This is a genomic window from Streptomyces sp. NPDC087420 (genome assembly GCF_044744165.1).
Taxonomy (GTDB): Bacteria; Actinomycetota; Actinomycetes; order Streptomycetales; family Streptomycetaceae; genus Streptomyces.
In genome coordinates this window covers 480,772-499,463 of sequence record NZ_JBIUXU010000006.1, presented here as the reverse complement: position 1 = coordinate 499,463, position 18,692 = coordinate 480,772, and the positions used below count along the sequence as shown (strand labels likewise).

General features: G+C 70.9%; 11 protein-coding genes. 4 read left to right on the top strand and 7 right to left on the bottom strand.

Features of this window, described 5'->3' with window-relative positions; all coding sequences use genetic code 11:
- Positions 1 to 72 precede the first annotated feature (72 nt).
- Complete coding sequence (locus ACIO1C_RS15330; protein WP_401863119.1) at positions 73 to 1,542, top strand: helix-turn-helix domain-containing protein; 1,470 nt, start codon at positions 73 to 75, stop codon at positions 1,540 to 1,542.
- A gap of 21 nt (positions 1,543 to 1,563) precedes the next feature.
- Here the strand turns inward: ACIO1C_RS15330 and ACIO1C_RS15325 are convergent, their stop codons facing one another.
- Complete coding sequence (locus tag ACIO1C_RS15325) at positions 1,564 to 4,671, bottom strand: discoidin domain-containing protein (protein WP_401863117.1); 3,108 nt, start codon at positions 4,669 to 4,671, stop codon at positions 1,564 to 1,566.
- 246 nt (positions 4,672 to 4,917) lie between these two features.
- On the bottom strand, positions 4,918 to 5,391 hold the full coding sequence (locus ACIO1C_RS15320; RefSeq protein ID WP_401863114.1) for a VOC family protein: 474 nt from the start codon (positions 5,389 to 5,391) through the stop codon (positions 4,918 to 4,920).
- Positions 5,392 to 5,532: 141 nt separating this feature from the next.
- Between ACIO1C_RS15320 and ACIO1C_RS15315 the strand changes: the two genes are divergently transcribed.
- A complete protein-coding gene (locus tag ACIO1C_RS15315) occupies positions 5,533 to 7,158 on the top strand; it encodes a Na+/H+ antiporter (RefSeq protein ID WP_401863112.1) in 1,626 nt (541 codons plus the stop codon).
- Positions 7,159 to 7,160: 2 nt separating this feature from the next.
- Here the strand turns inward: ACIO1C_RS15315 and ACIO1C_RS15310 are convergent, their stop codons facing one another.
- Positions 7,161 to 9,290: a SpoIIE family protein phosphatase gene (locus tag ACIO1C_RS15310; protein WP_401863109.1), complete on the bottom strand. Its 2,130-nt coding sequence runs from the start codon at positions 9,288 to 9,290 to the stop codon at positions 7,161 to 7,163.
- Between the two features lie 266 nt (positions 9,291 to 9,556).
- Between ACIO1C_RS15310 and ACIO1C_RS15305 the strand changes: the two genes are divergently transcribed.
- Both ACIO1C_RS15305 and ACIO1C_RS15300 read left to right on the top strand, forming a co-directional pair.
- Entirely contained in the window at positions 9,557 to 9,721 is a 165-nt protein-coding gene (locus ACIO1C_RS15305; RefSeq protein ID WP_401863106.1) for a hypothetical protein, read from the top strand.
- Positions 9,722 to 10,107: 386 nt separating this feature from the next.
- On the top strand, positions 10,108 to 13,866 hold the full coding sequence (locus tag ACIO1C_RS15300; protein WP_401863105.1) for an Ig-like domain-containing protein: 3,759 nt from the start codon (positions 10,108 to 10,110) through the stop codon (positions 13,864 to 13,866).
- A gap of 87 nt (positions 13,867 to 13,953) precedes the next feature.
- Here the strand turns inward: ACIO1C_RS15300 and kdpC are convergent, their stop codons facing one another.
- The 4 genes from kdpC to ACIO1C_RS15280 all read right to left on the bottom strand — a co-directional run bounded on the left by kdpC (position 13,954) and on the right by ACIO1C_RS15280 (position 18,594).
- Positions 13,954 to 14,583, bottom strand: coding sequence for a potassium-transporting ATPase subunit KdpC (gene kdpC, locus ACIO1C_RS15295; RefSeq protein ID WP_401863103.1), 630 nt, complete (start codon positions 14,581 to 14,583; stop codon positions 13,954 to 13,956).
- Positions 14,584 to 14,604: 21 nt separating this feature from the next.
- Positions 14,605 to 16,731 carry a potassium-transporting ATPase subunit KdpB gene (gene kdpB, locus ACIO1C_RS15290; protein WP_401863100.1) on the bottom strand — a complete coding sequence of 709 codons (2,127 nt, stop codon included), beginning with the start codon at positions 16,729 to 16,731 and terminating at the stop codon, positions 14,605 to 14,607.
- Positions 16,731 to 18,395, bottom strand: a complete 1,665-nt coding sequence (gene kdpA, locus ACIO1C_RS15285; protein WP_401863097.1) for a potassium-transporting ATPase subunit KdpA — start codon at positions 18,393 to 18,395, stop codon at positions 16,731 to 16,733. The genes kdpB and kdpA overlap by 1 nt, the downstream gene beginning before the upstream one ends.
- A 109-nt stretch (positions 18,396 to 18,504) precedes the next feature.
- The gene (locus ACIO1C_RS15280; protein WP_401863094.1) at positions 18,505 to 18,594 is read right to left on the bottom strand and encodes a potassium-transporting ATPase subunit F; all 90 of its coding nucleotides are present in this window, start codon (positions 18,592 to 18,594) and stop codon (positions 18,505 to 18,507) included.
- Between the last annotated feature and the right edge of the window lie 98 nt (positions 18,595 to 18,692).

Below are 18,692 nucleotides of genomic sequence, written 5' to 3'. Positions count from 1 at the left end.
CCCCCTTTGACGTGGGTCTCTTCAGTAGGGGTGGAACGCCGTCCTGTGACGGCCGGGGGGAGTGGGCACGCTGTGAGCACGCCGAAGGACGCGGAGACCGACGCGTTCGCGCGACGACTGCGCGAGATCCGGGACGGTTCGGGCCGTAGTTACGGTGCGCTGGCGCGCCGGGTGGGGGTGAGCGGCTCGACACTGCACCGGTACTGCTCGGGGAGCACGGTGCCGGTGGAGTTCGCGCCGGTCGAACGGCTGGCGCGGTTGTGCGGCTGCGAGGGCGACGACCTGATCGCCCTTCACCGCCTGTGGGTGCGGGCCGACATCGAGCGTCGCAAACGTCAGGAGGCCGGGGCGGGAGGGACTGCTGGGGTGGGAGAGGCTGCTGGGGCGGGGGCGGGGGCGGGTACCGAGACGGAGACGGACGCTGAGGTTGTTGCCGGGACGGGCTCGGACGTCGGCCCCGGCCTCTCGCCCCTCACCGACGCTCCCCCGCTCGCCCGCCGCCGCCTCCTGCTCCGCCGTACCGGCTACTCCGCCGCCCTCGCCGCGGCCGTCCTCGGGCTTGTCCTCCTCCTGGCCTTCGACCGCTCCCCCCTCTCCACGGCCGACCGGCAGCGCCCCTCCGGCACACCGGCCGGCGGCCGGACCGCCGGCGCCCCGCTGTCGGCGGGCGGCGGCGTCACGTCCGGCACCTCCCCGTCCCCCGGCCCCAGCGCCTCGGCCCGGGCTACGGCCACGGCTCCCACCGGAGCGCCCCGTTCGGGTGATCCGAGGCAGAGGACGAACCCCCGCCCCAGGACCACGGTCGGCAAGAAGCCGTCCGGTCCACCGGCGGACGTCAAAGGCGGCGGCACCAGCGGAGGCGCCAGCAGCGGCACGCCCTTCACCTGGAGCACCAACCGCTACGTCTGGGAGGGTGGTTGCGGCCACGCCTTCCTCGTCAACCGCGCCCCCTCCGCCGTCCCCCCGCCCCCCACCGAGTCCGACGCCGAGCCCTGGGCCCGGTCCGTCGGCGCGGTGGACGCCGGGGAGAGCAGCGTGCGGGTCACCGTGCAGGGCAAGAGCGACACGGCGGTGGTCCTCCAGGCCCTGCACGTCCGGATCGCCGCGAAGCGGACGCCCCTGCCGTACAACGCGTACAGCATGAGCCCCGGCTGCGGCGGCTCCCTCACCCCCCGCCTGTTCGACATCGACCTCGACGCGTCCCGCCCCGTCGCCCGCTCCAAGGCGGGCAACGACGCGGGCGAACCGATCCCCGCCGTCTCCTTCCCCTACAAGGTCTCGGCCACGGACCCCGAGGTCCTGCTGGCCACCGGCCGTACGGTCACCTGCGACTGCGAGTGGTATCTGGAGCTGGAGTGGAGCAGCGGGGCGCGCTCCGGGACCGTACGCATCGACGACCAGGGGAAGCCGTTCCGTACGAGCAGCCTCCGGGGCCGCCCCGCCTATGACTACGACACCGGGTCGCACCGCTGGATCCCGGCCGAGTCGACCCTGACAGCCGACCCGGCCGAGATCACAGATCCTCCCCAGGACTCGCCCTGAGAGCAGTCCGCGAGAGCCGTGCTAGTTCCAGCCCGTCAGCCCCGCCCCGTACTGATAGAGCGGATTCCCGTACGTGGGCGGCACCGGCTGGCCCGCGTCGATCTTCGCCCTGATGTCCGCCCGTTCGGCGTCGGTCGCGCCGAGGTCGTACGGAAGGTCCCACTTCTCGTTCGCGTCGGCCTGGACGTCACCGCCGCCGGGCTTGAGGACCTGGTCCAGGCTCCTCGGCATCTGCCACGGAAGCTTCCCGCGCGGGGTGTAGTCGCCGAAGAGCAGGGAGGCCGTGGCCGGTCCCACTTCCTCGCCGCCGCGGTAGGTGACCACGATGGCGTCCGCGAGACCGTTCCACTCGCTGATCACGATCGGCCGGGGCAGGGTGAGCACCACGACCACCGGGATCCCCTGATTCTTGAAGTTCTGGATCAGGGCGAGCTGATCGGCCGGCAGATACGGCTGGGTGTTCGGCCACGAGGTGGCGTGGGTGTACGACGGCTCCCCCACGGCCACGACCGCCAGCTTCGGTGCCGGACCGCTGTCCTGGTAGACGTTGACCCCGGCGGTCGCGGCTCTCGCTCTGATCGCCTCCAGCGTCGTCTGCGAACCGTAGTTGGGGTGGAAGTAGCTGGACCAGATGCAGCACGCGGCGCCGTCCGTGGCCCGGGCGCCCGCGACGACGATGTTGTCGCCCCGGTTGAGCCTGACCGGCAGGACGCCGTTGTTCTTGAGCAGGGTGTTGGACTCGCGCGCCGCCTTGTTGGCGAGAGCGACGTAGCTCGGCTGGTGGAAACGGTAGGGGCCGTTGACCGGATCGCCGTACGGCCGGTCGAAGACGCCCAGTTGGAACTTGAGCCGCAGGATCCGGGTCACCGCGTCGTTGATCCGCGCGATCGGGACCTGCTGCTGGAAGCCCGCCATGGTGAAGCCGACCGCGCCCGGGTCGGCTCCGCCCATCACGTCGGACCCCGCGTTGGCCGCGTTCACCCAGGCCCCGGACGGCAACCAGTCGGTGGTGATGAGGCCCGTGTAGCCGAGGTTCTGGCGCAGGTACGCGAGGATCTTGGCGCTGTCGCCCGCGCCGGGACCGCCCGGGTCGAGGAACGAACTGCCCGCGTAGCCGGGCATGATGTTGACGGCCCCGGCCTCCATCGCCGCCCGGAACGGGATCATGTGGTACTTGATGGTGACCCCGTCGTAGACGATGCCCGCCTCACCGCCGGCCCCTTCGCCGGGCCAGTGCTTGACGGTCGCGAGGACGGAGGCGGGGTTCAGCTCGGGCCCGCCCTGGAGTCCCGCCACCAGCGCGCGCAGCTGCGCGCCGACGGCGTCGGCGTTCTCGCCGCCGCCCTCCTGGATGCGGGGGTAGAGCACCTTCGTGCCGACCTCCGCGAGCGGGGAGAGGGTGCCGCGCGCGCCGACCTCCAGCTGCTCCTTGCGCTGCATGTCGCCGAGTTGGTAGTCGAGCGGGTAGTCCTTGCTCGCGCCCAGCGTGCTCTGGAGCGGGTACGTCGTCTGGTAGCCGGCGGTGGTGTCGCCCGCGGAGACCGGGGGGATGCCGAGCCGGGTGGCGGCCGTGGAGAGCAGGATGTCGTGCAGGTCGCCCGGCTGGGCCGGTCCGAAGTGCCAGCCGGAGCGCGGGAACGACTGGACGTTGTAGAACATCTGGTAGGCCTTCTCCTCCGGCGTCATCCTGCCGAGGAGATCACTGACCCGGGTCTCGACCGGCTGGCGCCAGTCCTCGTACGGTTCGAGTGTCCCGTTCTTGTTCAGGTCCCGCGCGCCGTTGACGAGGCCGACCCCGTCGCTGACGGTCTCGATGTCGGGCTTGTAGACGCTGAACGTACGGATGTTGGAGGTGGTCTTCGCCCCGGAGCCGCTCACCGCGACGACGTACCACTTGTAGGTCCAGCGGTCGGTGATGTCCCAGGAGGGCGCGTACGTGGTGCCGGTGGGCTCGGCGACCTTGGTGTAGAGGTCGAGGAGGTTGCCCGACGCGGTGAAGTCGTAATCGGTACGGCTGACGTTGAGCCACACCTCGTAGCGGGCGGCGCCGGGGACGGCCGCCCAGGAGAACGCGGGCCTGCGGGTGCTCGTGATCATGGCCCGGTCGGCCGGCGCGGAGAGCGCGAACTGGTTGAGGGTGCCGGGGGCCTTGGTGGGCGGGGACAGCAGTGGCGCGGTGGCGGCGGAGCTGTCGACGGACCCGAAGACCTGGAACTCCCAGAGCGAGACGCCGTAGCCCGTGGCGCGCGTGGTGGCGAACAGCCGTACGTACCGTGCCTTGCCGGTGACGGCAGGTCGCTCGACGCCGCCCTTCCCCGTGGTGGTGGTGTGGACCGTGGTCCAGTTCGTGCCGTCGTCGGACAGCTCGACGCGATAGCTGGAGGCGAACGCCGATTCCCAGTTCAGCTCGACGCCGGTGATCGTGGCCGCTCCGCCGAGGTCCACCTGCAACCACTGGTTGTCGGCGAACTGGCTCGACCACCGGGTGTCGGTCCGCCCGTCGAGCGCCGCCGCGGGCGCGTTGGCGCCCTCCCAGGTCGATGCGGACACCTGCTTGTAGGCGGAGATGGGCGTGCCGGTGGGGGTGGGGCCCCCACCGCCGCCACCCGCTGTGCCGTACACCTGGAACTCCCAGAGGGAGTAGCCGTAGCCGGTCGCCCGGGCGGTGCCGTACACCCGCACATAACGCCCGGACCCGTTGACGGCGATCGTCTGGTTGCCGCCGGGGCCGTTGGTCGTGGAGTGGATGTCGGTCCAGTTCTGGTCGTCGCCCGAGACCTGGATCTTGAACGACGTCGCGTACGCCGTCTCCCAGTTGAGGACGACGGAGCTGATGGTGGCGGTGGCGCCGAGGTCGACGCGCAGCCACTGCGGGTCGGCGGCGGCGCTGGACCAGCGGGTCCCCGCGTCCCCGTCGACCGCCGCGGAGGCGGGGGTTCCGGCGTTCTCGGTCGAGGAAGTGGTGACGGCCTTGCCCTGCGACAACAGGGTGTCGGCCGCTTGGGCGGTGCCCGCCGAGGTGGCGGCGGCACCGCCCATCGCGAGGCTCATCGCGACGGCCACCGCGATCAGCGGTCTGCGGCGCCGGACGGTTCGCAATAACGAGGACAACGAGGACAGGAGGCGCATGCGGGTCTCCACGGGTTGTGACGCCTCTCCACCACAACGCCGGGGCACGGTCGGCGACGGCGCGTGCGGGGCGGCTGTCGGTGACTCAGGACTCATCGCTCCGTGGTCGGAAACGACCACGGAGAGCGCTCTCCCGCGAGAGTGGCTTCATGACTGACCACTGTCAACCCTTGGCGCCGTTCCCGGTACGCGATCTCCGTTTCCGGTACGTCTCCCCTGCCCGGCCGCCCCGTGTCGCGAGCCCGGTCAGGCCTCGTCGGCGGCGGCGTACAGCGCGGCGATGTCGAGCTTCTTCATGCCGAACATCGCCTTCATGGCCCGCTGCGCGCGCGACTGGTCCGGGTCGCTCATCAGCTCCGCCATCGCCGCGGGAACCACCTGCCACGACAGGCCGTACCGGTCCTTGAGCCAGCCGCAGGGGCCTTCCTCGCCGCCGTCGGAGAGCTTGTCCCAGTAGTAGTCGATCTCCGCTTGGTCGGCGCAGTCGATCGCGAAGGAGACCGCCTCGTCGAAGGTGAACCGGGGACCGCCGTTGATCGCGAGGTACTCCTGACCGTCGAGCACGAACTCGACGGTGAGCACCGTGCCCGCCTCACCCGGACCGGCCTCGCCGTAGTAGGAGATGTTCTTGATCTTCGAGTTCGGAAAGACCGAGACGTAGAACTCGGCAGCTTCCTCGCCCTGGGTGTCGAACCAGAGATTGGGAGTGATACGGGGCATGACCGCCTCCTCGTGGCGTCGATGGCGCGCGACTGTTGTCCGCCGTCTGTACTGACCGTCGCGGCGGCCGGAACTCATCGCGATACGGTATCGGGACAAATCGACCTACGACAGCTGTGGCGCAGAACGGGAGACCGCTCGATGGCGGGACTGGAGATCGCCCTCGTCCTGGTGACGACCGTTCTTCTGCTGACGTGGGCGGCCCGCCGCCTGCGCGTCAGTGAGCCGGTGGCCCTGCTCCTGGGCGGCGTACTGGTCGGGCTCATCCCCGAGTTCCGCCACGTGCACCTGTCGTCCGACCTCATCCTGCTGATCTTCCTGCCGCCGCTGCTGTACGCGGAGTCCCTGAAGATCTCGCTCCACCAGATCCTGGCCAACCTCCGGGTCATCGTCCTGCTCGCGGTGGGACTGGTGCTGCTCACCGCGGTCACCGTGGCGGCCACCGCACACGGCTTCGGCATGGCGTGGCCGCTGGCGTTCGTCCTGGGGGCCGTGCTGGCGCCCACGGACGCGACGGCGGTCGCGAGCGTGGCACGGGGCATGCCCCGCAGGACGCTCACCACCATGCGGGCCGAGAGCCTGGTCAACGACGGCACGGCCCTGGCCGTCTTCGCGGTGGCCGTGGAGATCGCGACCGGCGAGCACTCCTTCGAGTGGGGCGGGGCGGTCCTGCGGTTCGTCCTGTCGTACGTGGGCGGGGCGGCGATCGGCGCGGCGGTCGCACTGCTCGTGATGGGCGCGCGGCGCAGGACCCACGACAGCACGATCGAGAGCGGGATCAGTGTCCTCACGCCGTTCGCCGTCTACGTCCCGGCGGAACTGGCCGACGTGTCGGGCGTGCTGGCCGTGGTGGTGTGCGGGCTGATCATCAGCAGGGCGAGTCCCCTGCTGATGCCGGCGAGCACCCGGGTCCAGAGCCTCGCGTTCTGGCAGGTCACCACCTTTCTCCTCAATGGGTCGCTGTTCGTGCTGGTCGGCCTGCAACTGCCCGACGTGATCGGGTCACTTCCCACGCTCGGCCAGGGCGATGTGGTCGCGCTGGCGGCGTCCGTCACGGGAGCGGTGATCCTGACGCGGCTGGTGTACCTCCACACCACGCCGTACCTGATCCGGGCGGTGGACCGGCGCCCGCAGCAGCGGGCCCGCCGGATCGGTGCCCGGCAGCGCATGCCGGTCGCCTGGGGCGGGGTACGGGGCGGGGTGTCCCTGGCGGCCGCGCTCGCCGTACCGACCCTGGCCGCGGACGGTACGAAGCTGGCGGACCGGAATGTGATCGTCTTCGTGACGGCCGTGGTCATCGTGGCGACCCTGCTGCTCCAGGGGCAGACCCTGCCCGCGGTGATCCGGTGGTCGCGGCTCTCCCCGGACCCCTCCGAGGCCGGCGAGGAACTCCTGGCGCGCCAGGAGATGACCGCGAGCGCGCTGGCGGCGCTGCGGGAGCGGGCGGAATGGTGCGGTGCGCCGCCCGAGGTCGAGCGGCGTCTCGCCGGGGAGCTGGAATCGTACGCGGAGAGCCTGCGCAGGACCGAACCACCGGCGCACCACACGGAACTGCGCCTGCGTCAGGAGCTGATCGGGGTGAAACGCGCCCGGCTGGTCACCCTGCGGGACGCCGGCCGGATCGACGACACCGTGCTGCGGCGGGTGCAGGAGACGCTGGACAGCGAGGAGACCCGGCTGGACCTGCGGATCGCGGAGGGACTCGCGACGGCGGGCGGTCTGCGTTCCCAGGGGGAGGAGCGGGGCGGGGGCGGCACGCGCCAGTAGCGCTAGGGCGCGGAGCGCAGCAGGAGGAGGGCGATGTCGTCGTTGCGGATCGGGCCGCACGGCCCCGGGAGCAGGAGGTTGTCCGCGAGGGCGTCCAGGGATCGTTCCTCGCTGCGGGCCAGTCGCCGGGCGACGTCCCTGACGGCCTCGTCCATGTCGACTCCCGGGCACTCGACCAGACCGTCGGTGAACATCATCAGCAGGCTGCCCGGCGGCAGCGCGACGTCCACGGTCTCGTACGTGGCACCGGAGTCCACGCCCAGCAGGACCCCGGCCGGCAGGGGGATCGTCTCGGCGTGCCCGTCGGGGGCGTACAGCAGCGGCGGCGGGTGGCCCGCCGTGACCAGCCGGGCCCGGTGGGCCGCCAGGTCCACCTGGACGTAGAGGCAGCTCGTGGACAGGTCGGGGGCGAGGTCGGCGAGGAGGCGGTTGGTCCTGGCGAGGACCTCACCGGGGGCCGCGCCGGCGGTCGCGTAGGCGTGGACGGCGGTACGGACCTGTCCCATCAGCGCCGCCGCCGTGACGTTGTGGCCCTCGACGTCACCGATCACCGCCGCCACGGTGGTGTCGTCCAGCCGGATGAGGTCGTAGAAGTCGCCGCCGATGTCCATGCCGTACGTGGCGGGCAGATAGCGCCCTGTCACGTCCAGGCCGGTGACGCCGGGGAGTCTCTGCGGGAGCAGGCCCTCCTGGAGGCCCTGGGCGAGCCGGTGCTTGGCGTCGTACAGCCGGCCACGGTCGAGCGCCTGGGCGATGAGTCCCGCCAGCGAGGTGAGGGCCGCGCGCTCCTCGTCGGGGAAGGGGTGCGGCTTGTCGTACGCGAGCAGGCAGACGCCCACGGTACGGCCCGACGCGATGAGGGGCAGGAACGCCCAGGCGCCCTTCCTCGTCCGCGAGATCACTTCCGGGAACGCCTCGGCCAGCTCGTCGCGGGTGGCGAAGAAGCTGGCGGTCCCGGTGCGGGCGACGAGCGATCCCGGGCTGAGGCCGGAGACGTGCATGGCGTCGAAACGCTCCAGGAGGTCGGGGCCGAAGCCGTGCGAGCCGATGATCCGCAGCCGGCCTTCCTGGAGCGTCGCCAGGGCCACCGCCTCGGCGTCGAAGGCGCTCACGATCTGGTCGGCGATCAGCTCCACGACGTCTTCCACCCCGACGGCCTCGGTGAGTGAGGCGGCCAGGTGCATCAGGTGGTAGAGGGTGCCGGGCCGGACCGGCGCGGGGGTGTCGGTGTGCCGCGGCTGCTGAGCGCCCTCGGGTTCGCCGGAGGGGGCCGGGGTGATCACCACGCTGATGCCGGAGGGGTCGGGGTGGAGGCGGAAGGTCAGCCAGGTGTCGGGAGGGCGCAGGGCGGTGAAGGTCATGGGCTGCTGGCTGAGCACCGCGGAACGGTAACGGTCCTCGAAGACCGGGTCGCTCAGCCACGACAGTTTCTCGGCGGGAAGGAAGCCGACCAGGTCCGCCGGGTCCCGGCCGATGAGTTCGCCGGCCCGTGGGCTGATGAAGACGATCCGTCCGTCCAGGTCCAGCGAGCAGGCGCCCTCGGGAAGGCGCGCGGCGAAGTCGACGGCGGCCAGGGCCTGCGCCGGTCCCGGCGGCTCCGAGAGGCGGGGGGACAGCGCCCGCGGCTCGGGGCCGATCAGGGTGGAGCCGCCCCGCTCGGCGGCGCGGCGGCACACCGCCGCCAGGTCCGCGCAGGCCGTCTCGGTGGCGGTCTGTTCGGCCTCGCTGAGCTCGGAAGGATGGGTGCCGGGCCAGAGCAGGACCAGCGCGCCCCAGGCCGTGCCGCCGCTCGTGATCGGAGCGGCGACCATGGCGAACGAGTACGGCAGGATCAGTCCCGTGCGCGGGTAGTGGCGTGACAGCGCGCCGTCGGGGCTGAGCCACACCAGCCGCCGTTCACGGGTCGCGTCGGCGACCGGGACGGAAGCGGCAACGGAGACCCGCTCCCACGGCCGTGTGACGGCCTGCGGCACCCCGGTCGTGACCACGAGCCGCAGGATCTTCCGGTCGGGCGGGGACAGCAGCCACACACCGCCCGCGTACGCCCCCGTGTCACGGACGGCCCGCTCCAGTACGGAGTCCAGCGCGAGGCCGGGGCCCGTACGGGAGAGGAAGGACGTCTGACCGGCCATGCACGCTCACCTCCGCCCCTGGTGGGCGGCCCACCGGCGCCGCCGGACACCACGCGCGTGCCCGAACGGACACTATGGGCCTTACAAGAACAATAAGCGATGAGGTGAATATGCGAAGAATGTCGGCTTCGAGCACGAACCGTTCTAAAATGGTGGATGCCGGACCCCCGGGCCACGGTGGGCGAGCGTGCGTTTCCGCCACTCTTCGCACTCACCCGCCTACCGGATGTATGCGATGTCGAGCAGTGGCAGGGAAGGGGCTCACGATGAGCAATCCGATCGACGACTGGACCTCCCGCCTTCAGGACATGACGGGCGAGAAAAAATCCGACCCCGAGGACACACGGCGCTTCGTCGAGGATCTGTACACGGCGGCGCAGGTCGACCAGGACAAAATGCGCGCGCAGGCGGAGTTCGAACGGGAGGAGTGATACGCCACCGGCACATGCCAACGGCCGTTCCGGGGGCCGCGACCCGTTTTCGGTTCATGTAACACGTTTCACGAAGTAGCAGGTCAGAGGTGTGGGTTGACATATCCCCACACCTCACCTTTCCGCCTGCTTTACATGACGTCACGGTCAAAAACAAGGAACATCTGGGTTTCCTCACCCCACAGAGGTAGTTGAGATGTGAACGTTCGTCCGGCTGTCGATCATTCGCGGCAGCCGCGTCGTCGGACTCATCCCGCACGGGCGGCAGTCGCTCGCGCACACCGAAGTGAGGTCAGGCACAGGTGGACATATCAAGACCCATGCGGACGTGGCTGCGTCCGCTTGCCGGAGGAACAGCGGGCCTGCTGGCCCTGAGCGTTCTCTCGATGACCGGGGCTCTCCCGGCCGCGGCGTCGACAGGCCCGTCAACGGGCCCCGACACCTCGGTGGTTCGTTCCGGTGACGGCTGGACCGTCACCCGGGCCGCCGGCGGATACGTCGTGTCGCTGAAGCTGGACACGGCCCTGCCCGTCAGGAGCGACCTGCCCGAACTGGTCGCCGACGGTACGGATCTCGGCCCCGCCAAGGAGTCCCGCGACGGACGCACCCTGACGGTGACGACGTCCGACCCGTCGGTCGCCACGGCAGGGAAGGTCGACTGGCGGTGGTCCGCCGGTGGCGACAGCACCGCCACCGGGCCGACGAGCCTGCTCTCTGCGGGCGCCCAGGCCAAGGCCAGGAAGCTGACCGAGGCGACGGCCGAGGCCGACGCCGAGGACAGCCCGGGGACCGGCGTGGTCGCCGAAGGCGTCGGCGGATCGGGGACGACGTCCGACGATCCCACGACCATCGGCCGGGGCTCCTACACGATCGCCGACTACAACTTCGGTACGCAGTCGGTCCCGCTCACCAACATCGGCGGGATCCGGGGCGAGTTCGAGGGCCGTATCTACCTGCCGACCGACGGCAAGCCGCACCCGGTCGCGATCTTCCTGCACGGCCGGCACAGCTCCTGTTACAACACCACCACCCTGCGGGGCGCCAGCGGCTGGCCCTGTCCGGTGGGTACGGCGCCGATCCTCAGCTACGCCGGGTACGACGCCGCCGCCGAGGCACTCGCGGCGGACGGCGTCACCGTCGTCTCGATCTCGGCCAACGCCATCAACGCCAACGACAACCAGCTCGCCCCGGACAACGGGGCCAACAGCCGGGGCCAGTTGGTCCTGGACACCCTGGCCATGCTGAAGAAGGCCAACGCGGGCGAGCCGGTCGCCCACCACGACGCGGCGACCGACCAGGACGTCACCCTGGCCCAGGCCCTCGACTCGGGCGACGCCACCTACCCCGGCGGCACGGTGACGGCGCAGCAGCTCGTCGGCACCATGGACTTCGGCTCCATCGGCCTGATGGGCCACTCGCGGGGCGGCGAGGGCGTCGTGTCCGCCGCCGCGCTCAACGCGGGCCTGCCGCAGCCGTGGCACCTCACGTCCGTACTCCCCCTGGCCCCGGTCGACTTCACCCGTACGACACTGCCGGACGTGGTCACCACCACGATGCTGCCGTACTGCGACGGTGACGTCTCCGACCAGCAGGGTCAGCACTTCTACGCGGACTCGCGGGACGCGTTCCCCGACGACGACGTCCTGCGCTCCAACGTCTGGGTCATGGGCGCCGACCACAACTTCTTCAATTCGCAGTGGACCCCGCCCTCTCCGGGCGGCTCCGACGACTGGTCGAGCACCGCGGACGCCGTCTGCGGGACGAGCGCCGCGGCGCTGGCCTCGGGCAAGAACATCCGGCTCACGGCGGCGCAGCAGTACCAGGTGGGCGCCGCCTACATCGCCGGCTTCTTCGAGGCGACCCTCGGCGGCCGGACCCAGTTCCAGGGCCTGTTCGACGGTTCCGAGCTGGTGCCGCCGTCGGTGGCCGCCTTCGCCGACATCCGTACGATCGCGCAGCAGCCGACCTCGGCACGGCGCGACATCGCCTCGTTCAAGACGACCAGCCCGCTCATCGGCACCACGTCGACGGCCACGGCGACGGTCTGCGCCAACAAGTCCGGGCGTACCGTTCCGCAGCCGTATCCGCTGTGCACCAACCCGGGGAGCACGCTCACCAACCAGCAACTCCCGCACTGGACACCGGCGTCGTTCGCCCCGAACGTGCCGCTCAACGTGATGACGCACCTGACGTGGACCGCGGCGACCGGCGCGCTCGGCGTGACGCTCGCGGCCGACCGGCAGAACGCCTCGCGCTACGACGAACTGGCCGTCGGCATGTCGCCGGACGAGAGTGTCACCACCGGCACGGACATGACCCTGAGTGTGGCCGACGCGTCGGGGCACACGTGGAGCAGTCCGGTGTCGGCCCTCAACCCGTGGGGTGTCACCAGGATGCCGGCCAGCGGCTCGACGACGCTGGGCAAGATCGTGCTCCAGCAGGTACGGGTCCCCACCGCCACCCTGGCCGCCGCCGGGCTCGATCTCACCCACCTGACCAAGGTCACCTTCACGGGGGCCGTCGGCGCCGACGGCGTACCGGCCGGCGGGGTGTACCTCTCCGACCTGGGCTTCAACAGCAAGGCGCTGGGCACGCCGAAGGTCCAGGCGCGGCCGACGGTCAACGTCGCGTCGACCAGGACCGAGGAGGGCAACGGACCCGGCGTGTCCACGGCGGCGGTGTACCTGTCGCGGCCGAGCACGACCCCGGTCTCCGCGTACCTCACCGTGGTGGGTTCCGCGACCGGCAAGGTCGGGCTCGCGATGCAGAAGGTCACCTTCGCGCCCGGCACGACCTGCCAGGTGACCGACATCCCGGCGACCGGTGACACCGTGGCGGGGACGGCTCCCACCACCGCCTTCAAGCTCGGGGTGTCCAACTCCACGTACGCGGTCCTCGGCGTCCAGGACTTCGGCACCCTCACGGTGCGCGAGGACGACGGCGTCACCGGCACCGCGACCGCCGCGCCGCCGGTCGGCGTCCAGGGCGACCCCTGCGCGGAGTACGAGGCGCTCTCCCGGCCGGGACCGCTGACGGTCGGCGACTCCAAGCCGGAGCCGGGGGCCGCCGTCACCCTCGGCGGGTCCGGCTACCGCGCCGGGGAGAGCGTGGCGTTCACGCTCGGCTCGGCCGCGCTCGGCAGCGCGGTCGCCGGGAGCGACGGTACGGTCTCGTTCCAGGCCACCGTCCCCGCGGACCAGGCCTACGGCAGCGCGCAGGTCAGCGCGGTCGGGGCGGGGTCCGGTTACACCCGTACGGCGTCCGTCGAGGTCCTCGCGACCACCACGACGGCGCTCACTCTCTCCCCCGCCGCGCCCCGGATCAACGAGGCGGTCACGCTCAAGGCGGCGGTCACCGGGCCGGGCACCGACGGCGCGGTGGTCACCTTCCGGGACGGCGCCACCGTCCTGGGCTCGGCCCCGGTCGGCGGCGGGACGGCGTCCCTGCGGATTCCGTCCGGCTTCAAGGCGGGGACGCACACCTTCACCGCCTCGTTCGCGGGCTCCGCGTCCGCGGACGTGTCGGCGTCCGACCCGGTGGGACTGATTCTGACGAAGGGTCAGAGTTCTCTGGCCATGTCGCTGGTGGCGAAGTCCACCTCCTACGGCCACGGGGTCTCCGGGGTCTTCGCGGTGGCCGGGGCGAAGGAGGGCACGGTGACCGTCACGTACGGCACGGGGTCCGGCCTGAAGGCCAAGGTCGGGGCCTCGGGAACGGGCACGTTCAAGCTGCCCGCCTCCCTAGCCGTCGGCGCGCACACGGTCTCCGTCTCCTACGACGGAACCGACTTCGTGGCTCCCAGCGGGGTCGCCTCGCAGAAGCTCACGGTGCTGAAGGCGAAGACGACCACGGCGCTCAGCCTCTCCAAGACCAAGCTGGCGCGAGGGAAGTCGCAGACCGTCAAGGTCACGGTGGGCGGGCACAGCGGCGCCGCGTACCCGACCGGCACGATCACCGTCACGGCCAAGGTCGGCACCACCTCGACCACCAAGAAGGTCAGCCTGTCCGCCGCCAAGAAGGGCGTGCTGAGCTTCTCCGTCACCATGCCGAAGAAGAAGGGCACGGCGACCGTGACCGCCGTCTACGCGGGCAACGGCAGCTTCTTGTCCAGTACGTCACCGCACAAGAAGGTGACGCTGACCTGAGCCACGGGGCGTAGAGCGCAAGGGGGAGGGGGCCCGGTCCGGGCCCCCTCCCTCGCGTGTCAGGGCGGCCCGCCGTCAGCTCAAGGCTCAGCTCAGGGCCGCGAGTTCGTGGTTCAGTTCCACGACGTTGACCGCCCGCTGGCCCAGGAAGCCCACGTTCCGGCTCTTGATGTGGTGCGAGACCGTCTCCCGTACGAGGGACGGGCTCAGCCCGCGGGCCCTGGCGACCCTGGCCACCTGCTGGTGCGCGTAGGCCTTCGAGATGTCCGGGTCGATGCCCGAGCCCGAGGACGTCAGCGCGTCGGCGGGCACGGTCTCCGGCCGCACCCCGTCGAACGCGGCCACCGCGGCCCTGCGCTGCCTGATGGTGGCGACCAGCCCCGCGTCGTTCGGGCCCAGGTTGGAGGCACCGGTGGCGGTCGGGTCGTACCCGGTGGTGCCGGCCGCCGGCGGGCGCGGCTGGAACCACCGGGGGTCCGGACGGCCGGTGGTCTCGCCCTCGCGCAGCGGCAGGGTGAAGTTCTGGCCGATCAGGCTGGAGCCCACGGTCCTCCCGCCGTCCTTGATCAGTGAGCCGTTGGCCTGGTGGGCGAAGAGCCCCTGGGCGATCCCGGTGAGCGCCAGCGGGTACGCGACGCCGGTGATCACACTGAACACCAGCAGCATCCGCAGCGCCGCCAGATGCTGCCGGACGGCGGAGGAGAGGGAGGAGGGCATGACGGGGCGTTCTCCTGGGGGTCAGCGCAGGCCGGGGATGAACTGGACGATCAGGTCGATGACTTTGATGCCCGCGAACGGGAGGACAAGGCCGCCCAACCCGTACAGCAGGATGTTGCGGGCCAGGAGCGCGGACGCGGACGACGGCCGGTAGCGGACGCCGCGCAGGGCCAGCGGGATCATCGCCACGATGATCAGCGCGTTGAAGATGACCGCGGCGGAGATCGCCGACGTCGGGCTGTGCAGGCGCATGATGTTGAGCTGGTCCAGCCCGGGGATGACGGCGGCGAACATCGCGGGGATGATCGCGAAGTACTTCGCGACGTCGTTGGCGATGGAGAAGGTCGTGAGCGCGCCGCGGGTGATGAGCAGCTGCTTGCCGATCTCCACGATCTCGATGAGCTTGGTGGGGTTGGAGTCCAGGTCCACCATGTTCCCGGCCTCCTTGGCGGCCGAGGTGCCGGTGTTCATGGCCACGCCCACGTCCGCCTGCGCCAGCGCCGGGGCGTCGTTCGTCCCGTCCCCCGCCATGGCCACGAGCTTGCCGCCCGACTGCTCCCGGCGGATGAGCGCGATCTTGTCCTCCGGGGTGGCCTCCGCGAGGAAGTCGTCGACGCCCGCCTCGTCCGCGATGGCCCGTGCGGTCAGCGGGTTGTCACCCGTGATCATGACCGTCTTGATCCCCATCAGCCGCAGCTCGGCGAACCGCTCCCGCATGCCCTCCTTGACGACGTCCTTGAGGTGGATCACCCCGAGGACCCGGGCGGTACGGGTGTCTCCCTCCCGGCTCGACTCCGCGACGACGAGGGGCGTTCCCCCGCTGGCGGAGATGCCGTCCACGAGTGTGCCGACACCGCCCATCGTCTCGCCGCCGTTCTCGCGCACCCACCGCATCACCGCGGCCGCCGCGCCCTTGCGCAGCGAGTGGCCGCCGTCCGGGCCTTCGATGTCGACGCCGCTCATCCGGGTCTGCGCGGTGAAGGGCACGAAGGTGGCGCCCGCCAACTCCCCCTCGCCGCGGGCGCGCAGCGCGTACAGCTGCTTGGCCAGGACGACGATCGAGCGGCCCTCGGGGGTCTCGTCCACCAGCGACGACAGCTGGGCGGCGTCGGCCAGTTCCTCCGCCCCGACGCCTTCGGCGGGCAGGAACTCGGCGGCCTGCCGGTTGCCGAGGGTGATGGTGCCGGTCTTGTCCAGCAGCAGGGTGTTGACGTCCCCGGCCGCCTCGACCGCGCGGCCGGACATGGCCAGCACATTGCGCTGCACCAGCCGGTCCATGCCCGCGATGCCGATCGCCGAGAGCAGGGCGCCGATGGTCGTCGGGATCAGCGCGACCGTCAGGGCCACCAGGATGACGATGGTCTGCTCGGCGTGCGCGAAGATCGCGAAGGGCTGGAGGGTGGTCACGGCGACGAGGAAGATGACGGTCAGGGAGGCCAGCAGGATGTTGAGGGCGATCTCGTTCGGGGTCTTCTGCCGGGCGGCGCCCTCGACCAGGGCGATCATCCGGTCGATGAAGGTCTCCCCCGGCTTCGAGGTGATCCGTACGACCACCCGGTCCGACAGCACCTTCGTCCCGCCGGTGACCCCCGAACGGTCGCCGCCCGACTCGCGGATGACCGGAGCCGACTCACCGGTGATCGCCGACTCGTCCACGCTGGCGACCCCCTCGACCACATCGCCGTCCCCGGGGATGACCTGCCCCGCCTCGACCACCACGAAGTCGCCCACGCGCAGCCGGTCGGCGGCCACCTCCTCCTCGTCCGTGCCGGCGCCGCCCGGCCGCCACCCCTGGGTGAGGCGGCGGGCGACGGTGTCCGTTCTCGTACGGCGCAGCGTCTCGGCCTGTGCCTTGCCGCGCCCCTCGGCCACCGCCTCGGACAGGTTGGCGAAGACGCTGGTCAGCCAGAGCCAGACGGTGATCACCCAGGCGAAGACGCTGGGGTCCTTGATCGCCGAGTACGTGGTGAGGACCGCGCCCACCTCGACCACGAACATCACGGGGTTGCGGAACATCACCCGCGGATCGAGTTTGCGCAGTGCCTCGGGGAAGGACGCCACCAGCTGTCGCGGGTCGAGCAGACCGCCGGAGACCCGGGAGGCGTCCTGCGCGGAAGGCCCCGGGGGCGGGGCCGAGGTCGTGGCCATCAGTGCAGCCCTTCCGCGAGCGGACCCAGCGCGAGCGCGGGGAAGTAGGTGAGGCCGACGACGATGAGGATCACGCCGATCAGCAGGCCGACGAAGAGCGGCCGGTGCGTGGGCAGCGTGCCCGCGTTGGCGGGGACCGCCTGCTGCTGGGCGAGGGACCCGGCGAGGGCCAGCACGAACACGATCGGCAGATAGCGGCCGACGGCCATCGCCAGGCCCAGCGCGGTGTTGTACCAGACCGTGTTCACCGACAGCCCGGCGAAGGCCGATCCGTTGTTGTTGGCCGCCGAGGTGAAGGCGTACAGCACCTCGGAGAAGCCGTGCGGCCCGGAGTTGAGCATCGCGGCCCGCTCTCCCGGCAGCGACATCGCGACGCCCGCCCCGACCAGGACGACCGCGGGGGTCGTGAGGATGTACAGCGAGGCGAACTTCATCTGCTGTCCGCGCAGTTTCTTGCCCAGGTACTCGGGCGTACGGCCCACCATCAGGCCCGCCACGAACACACCGACGATCGCCAGGATCAGGATGCCGTAGAGGCCGGAGCCCGTACCGCCGGGGGCGATCTCCCCCAGCATCATGTTGAAGATCGTCATACCGCCGCCGAGCGGGGTGTACGAGTCGTGGAAGGAGTTCACCGCCCCGGTGGACGTCAGGGTGGTGGACGCGGCGAACAGGGCGGAGGCCCAGATGCCGAACCGCTGCTCCTTGCCCTCCATCATGCCGCCGGCCGCGTGGCCCGCCGTACTGCTCACCTTGTACAGCTCGTTGATCGTCACGATCGCCACGGAGGCGGCCCAGATCACCGCCATGACGGCGACGATCGCGTAACCCTGCCTGCGGTCGCCGACCATCGTGCCGAAGGTCCGGGGCAGCGACACGGCGATCACCATCAGCAGGTAGATCTGGAGCCAGTTGGTGAATCCGTTGGGGTTCTCGAACGGGTGGGCGGAGTTGGCGTTGTAGAAACCGCCGCCGTTGGTGCCCAGTTCCTTGATGACCTCCTGGGAGGCGACCGGGCCGCCCGTGATGCTCTGCTCGCCGCCCGCGACAGTGGTGACCGACTGGAGGCCGTGGAGGTTCTGGACCACCCCGGCCGCCACCAGCACGATCGCGAAGACGACACAGATGGGCAGCAGGAGGCGCAGCACGATCCTGGTGACGTCCACCCAGAAGTTGCCGACCTGGTCGGTCCGTTGCCGGGTGAAGCCGCGGATGAGGGCGGCCACGACGGCGATCCCGACGGCGGCGGAGACGAAGTTCTGGACGGCGAGACCGGACATCTGCACCAGATGGCCGAGGGCCGACTCCCCCGAGTACGACTGCCAGTTGGTATTGGTCACGAACGACACGGCGGTGTTGAACGACTGGTCGGTGTCCATGGCCGGGGTGCCGAGCCCCAGCACGAAGTGGTTCTGGAGCCGGAGGAAACCGTAGAGGAAGAGCACGGAGACGAGCGCGAAGGCGAGCACACTGCGCAGGAACGCGGACCAGGGCTGGTCGGCGTCGGCGTTGACTCCTCCGAGGCGGTACAGCGCGCGCTCCAGCGCCGAGTGGCGGGGCGAGGTGAGGACGTACGCCATGTAGTCGCCCAGCGGCCGGAAGGACAGCGCGAGCGCCGCCACCAGGGCGAGGATCTGGAGCCACCCCGCGAGGGTGTCGTTCATCGAGGGCTTTCCACCGTTCGAGGTGTTGCGGGTTCGGGGTGTTGCGGGTTCAGGGTGCCGCGGGTTCGGGGTGTTGCGGGAGGGAGAGCGGAGGCGGGTACGGGCGCGGTCAGAAGCGCTCGGGGAACATCAGGCAGAAGACGAGGTACACGACGAGCAGCGCCGCCGCCGACAGCCCGACGATGTTGTCGGTGGTCACAGCCGGCCCACTCCCTTCGCGATCAGATGGAGCAGGGCGAACACGGCGACAGTGACCACGACGAAGACAAGATCCGCCACGTGCGGTACCCCCAGGGG

Coding starts and splice junctions, on each gene's coding strand:
- ACIO1C_RS15300 (WP_401863105.1), top strand. CDS start 10,108: ATGACCGGGGCTCTCCCGGCCGCGGCGTCGACAGGCCCGTCAACGGGC.
- kdpC (WP_401863103.1), bottom strand. CDS start 14,583: ATGCCCTCCTCCCTCTCCTCCGCCGTCCGGCAGCATCTGGCGGCGCTG.
- ACIO1C_RS15315 (WP_401863112.1), top strand. CDS start 5,533: ATGGCGGGACTGGAGATCGCCCTCGTCCTGGTGACGACCGTTCTTCTG.
- ACIO1C_RS15305 (WP_401863106.1), top strand. CDS start 9,557: ATGAGCAATCCGATCGACGACTGGACCTCCCGCCTTCAGGACATGACG.
- kdpA (WP_401863097.1), bottom strand. CDS start 18,395: ATGAACGACACCCTCGCGGGGTGGCTCCAGATCCTCGCCCTGGTGGCG.
- ACIO1C_RS15310 (WP_401863109.1), bottom strand. CDS start 9,290: ATGGCCGGTCAGACGTCCTTCCTCTCCCGTACGGGCCCCGGCCTCGCG.
- ACIO1C_RS15325 (WP_401863117.1), bottom strand. CDS start 4,671: ATGCGCCTCCTGTCCTCGTTGTCCTCGTTATTGCGAACCGTCCGGCGC.
- ACIO1C_RS15320 (WP_401863114.1), bottom strand. CDS start 5,391: ATGCCCCGTATCACTCCCAATCTCTGGTTCGACACCCAGGGCGAGGAA.
- kdpB (WP_401863100.1), bottom strand. CDS start 16,731: ATGGCCACGACCTCGGCCCCGCCCCCGGGGCCTTCCGCGCAGGACGCC.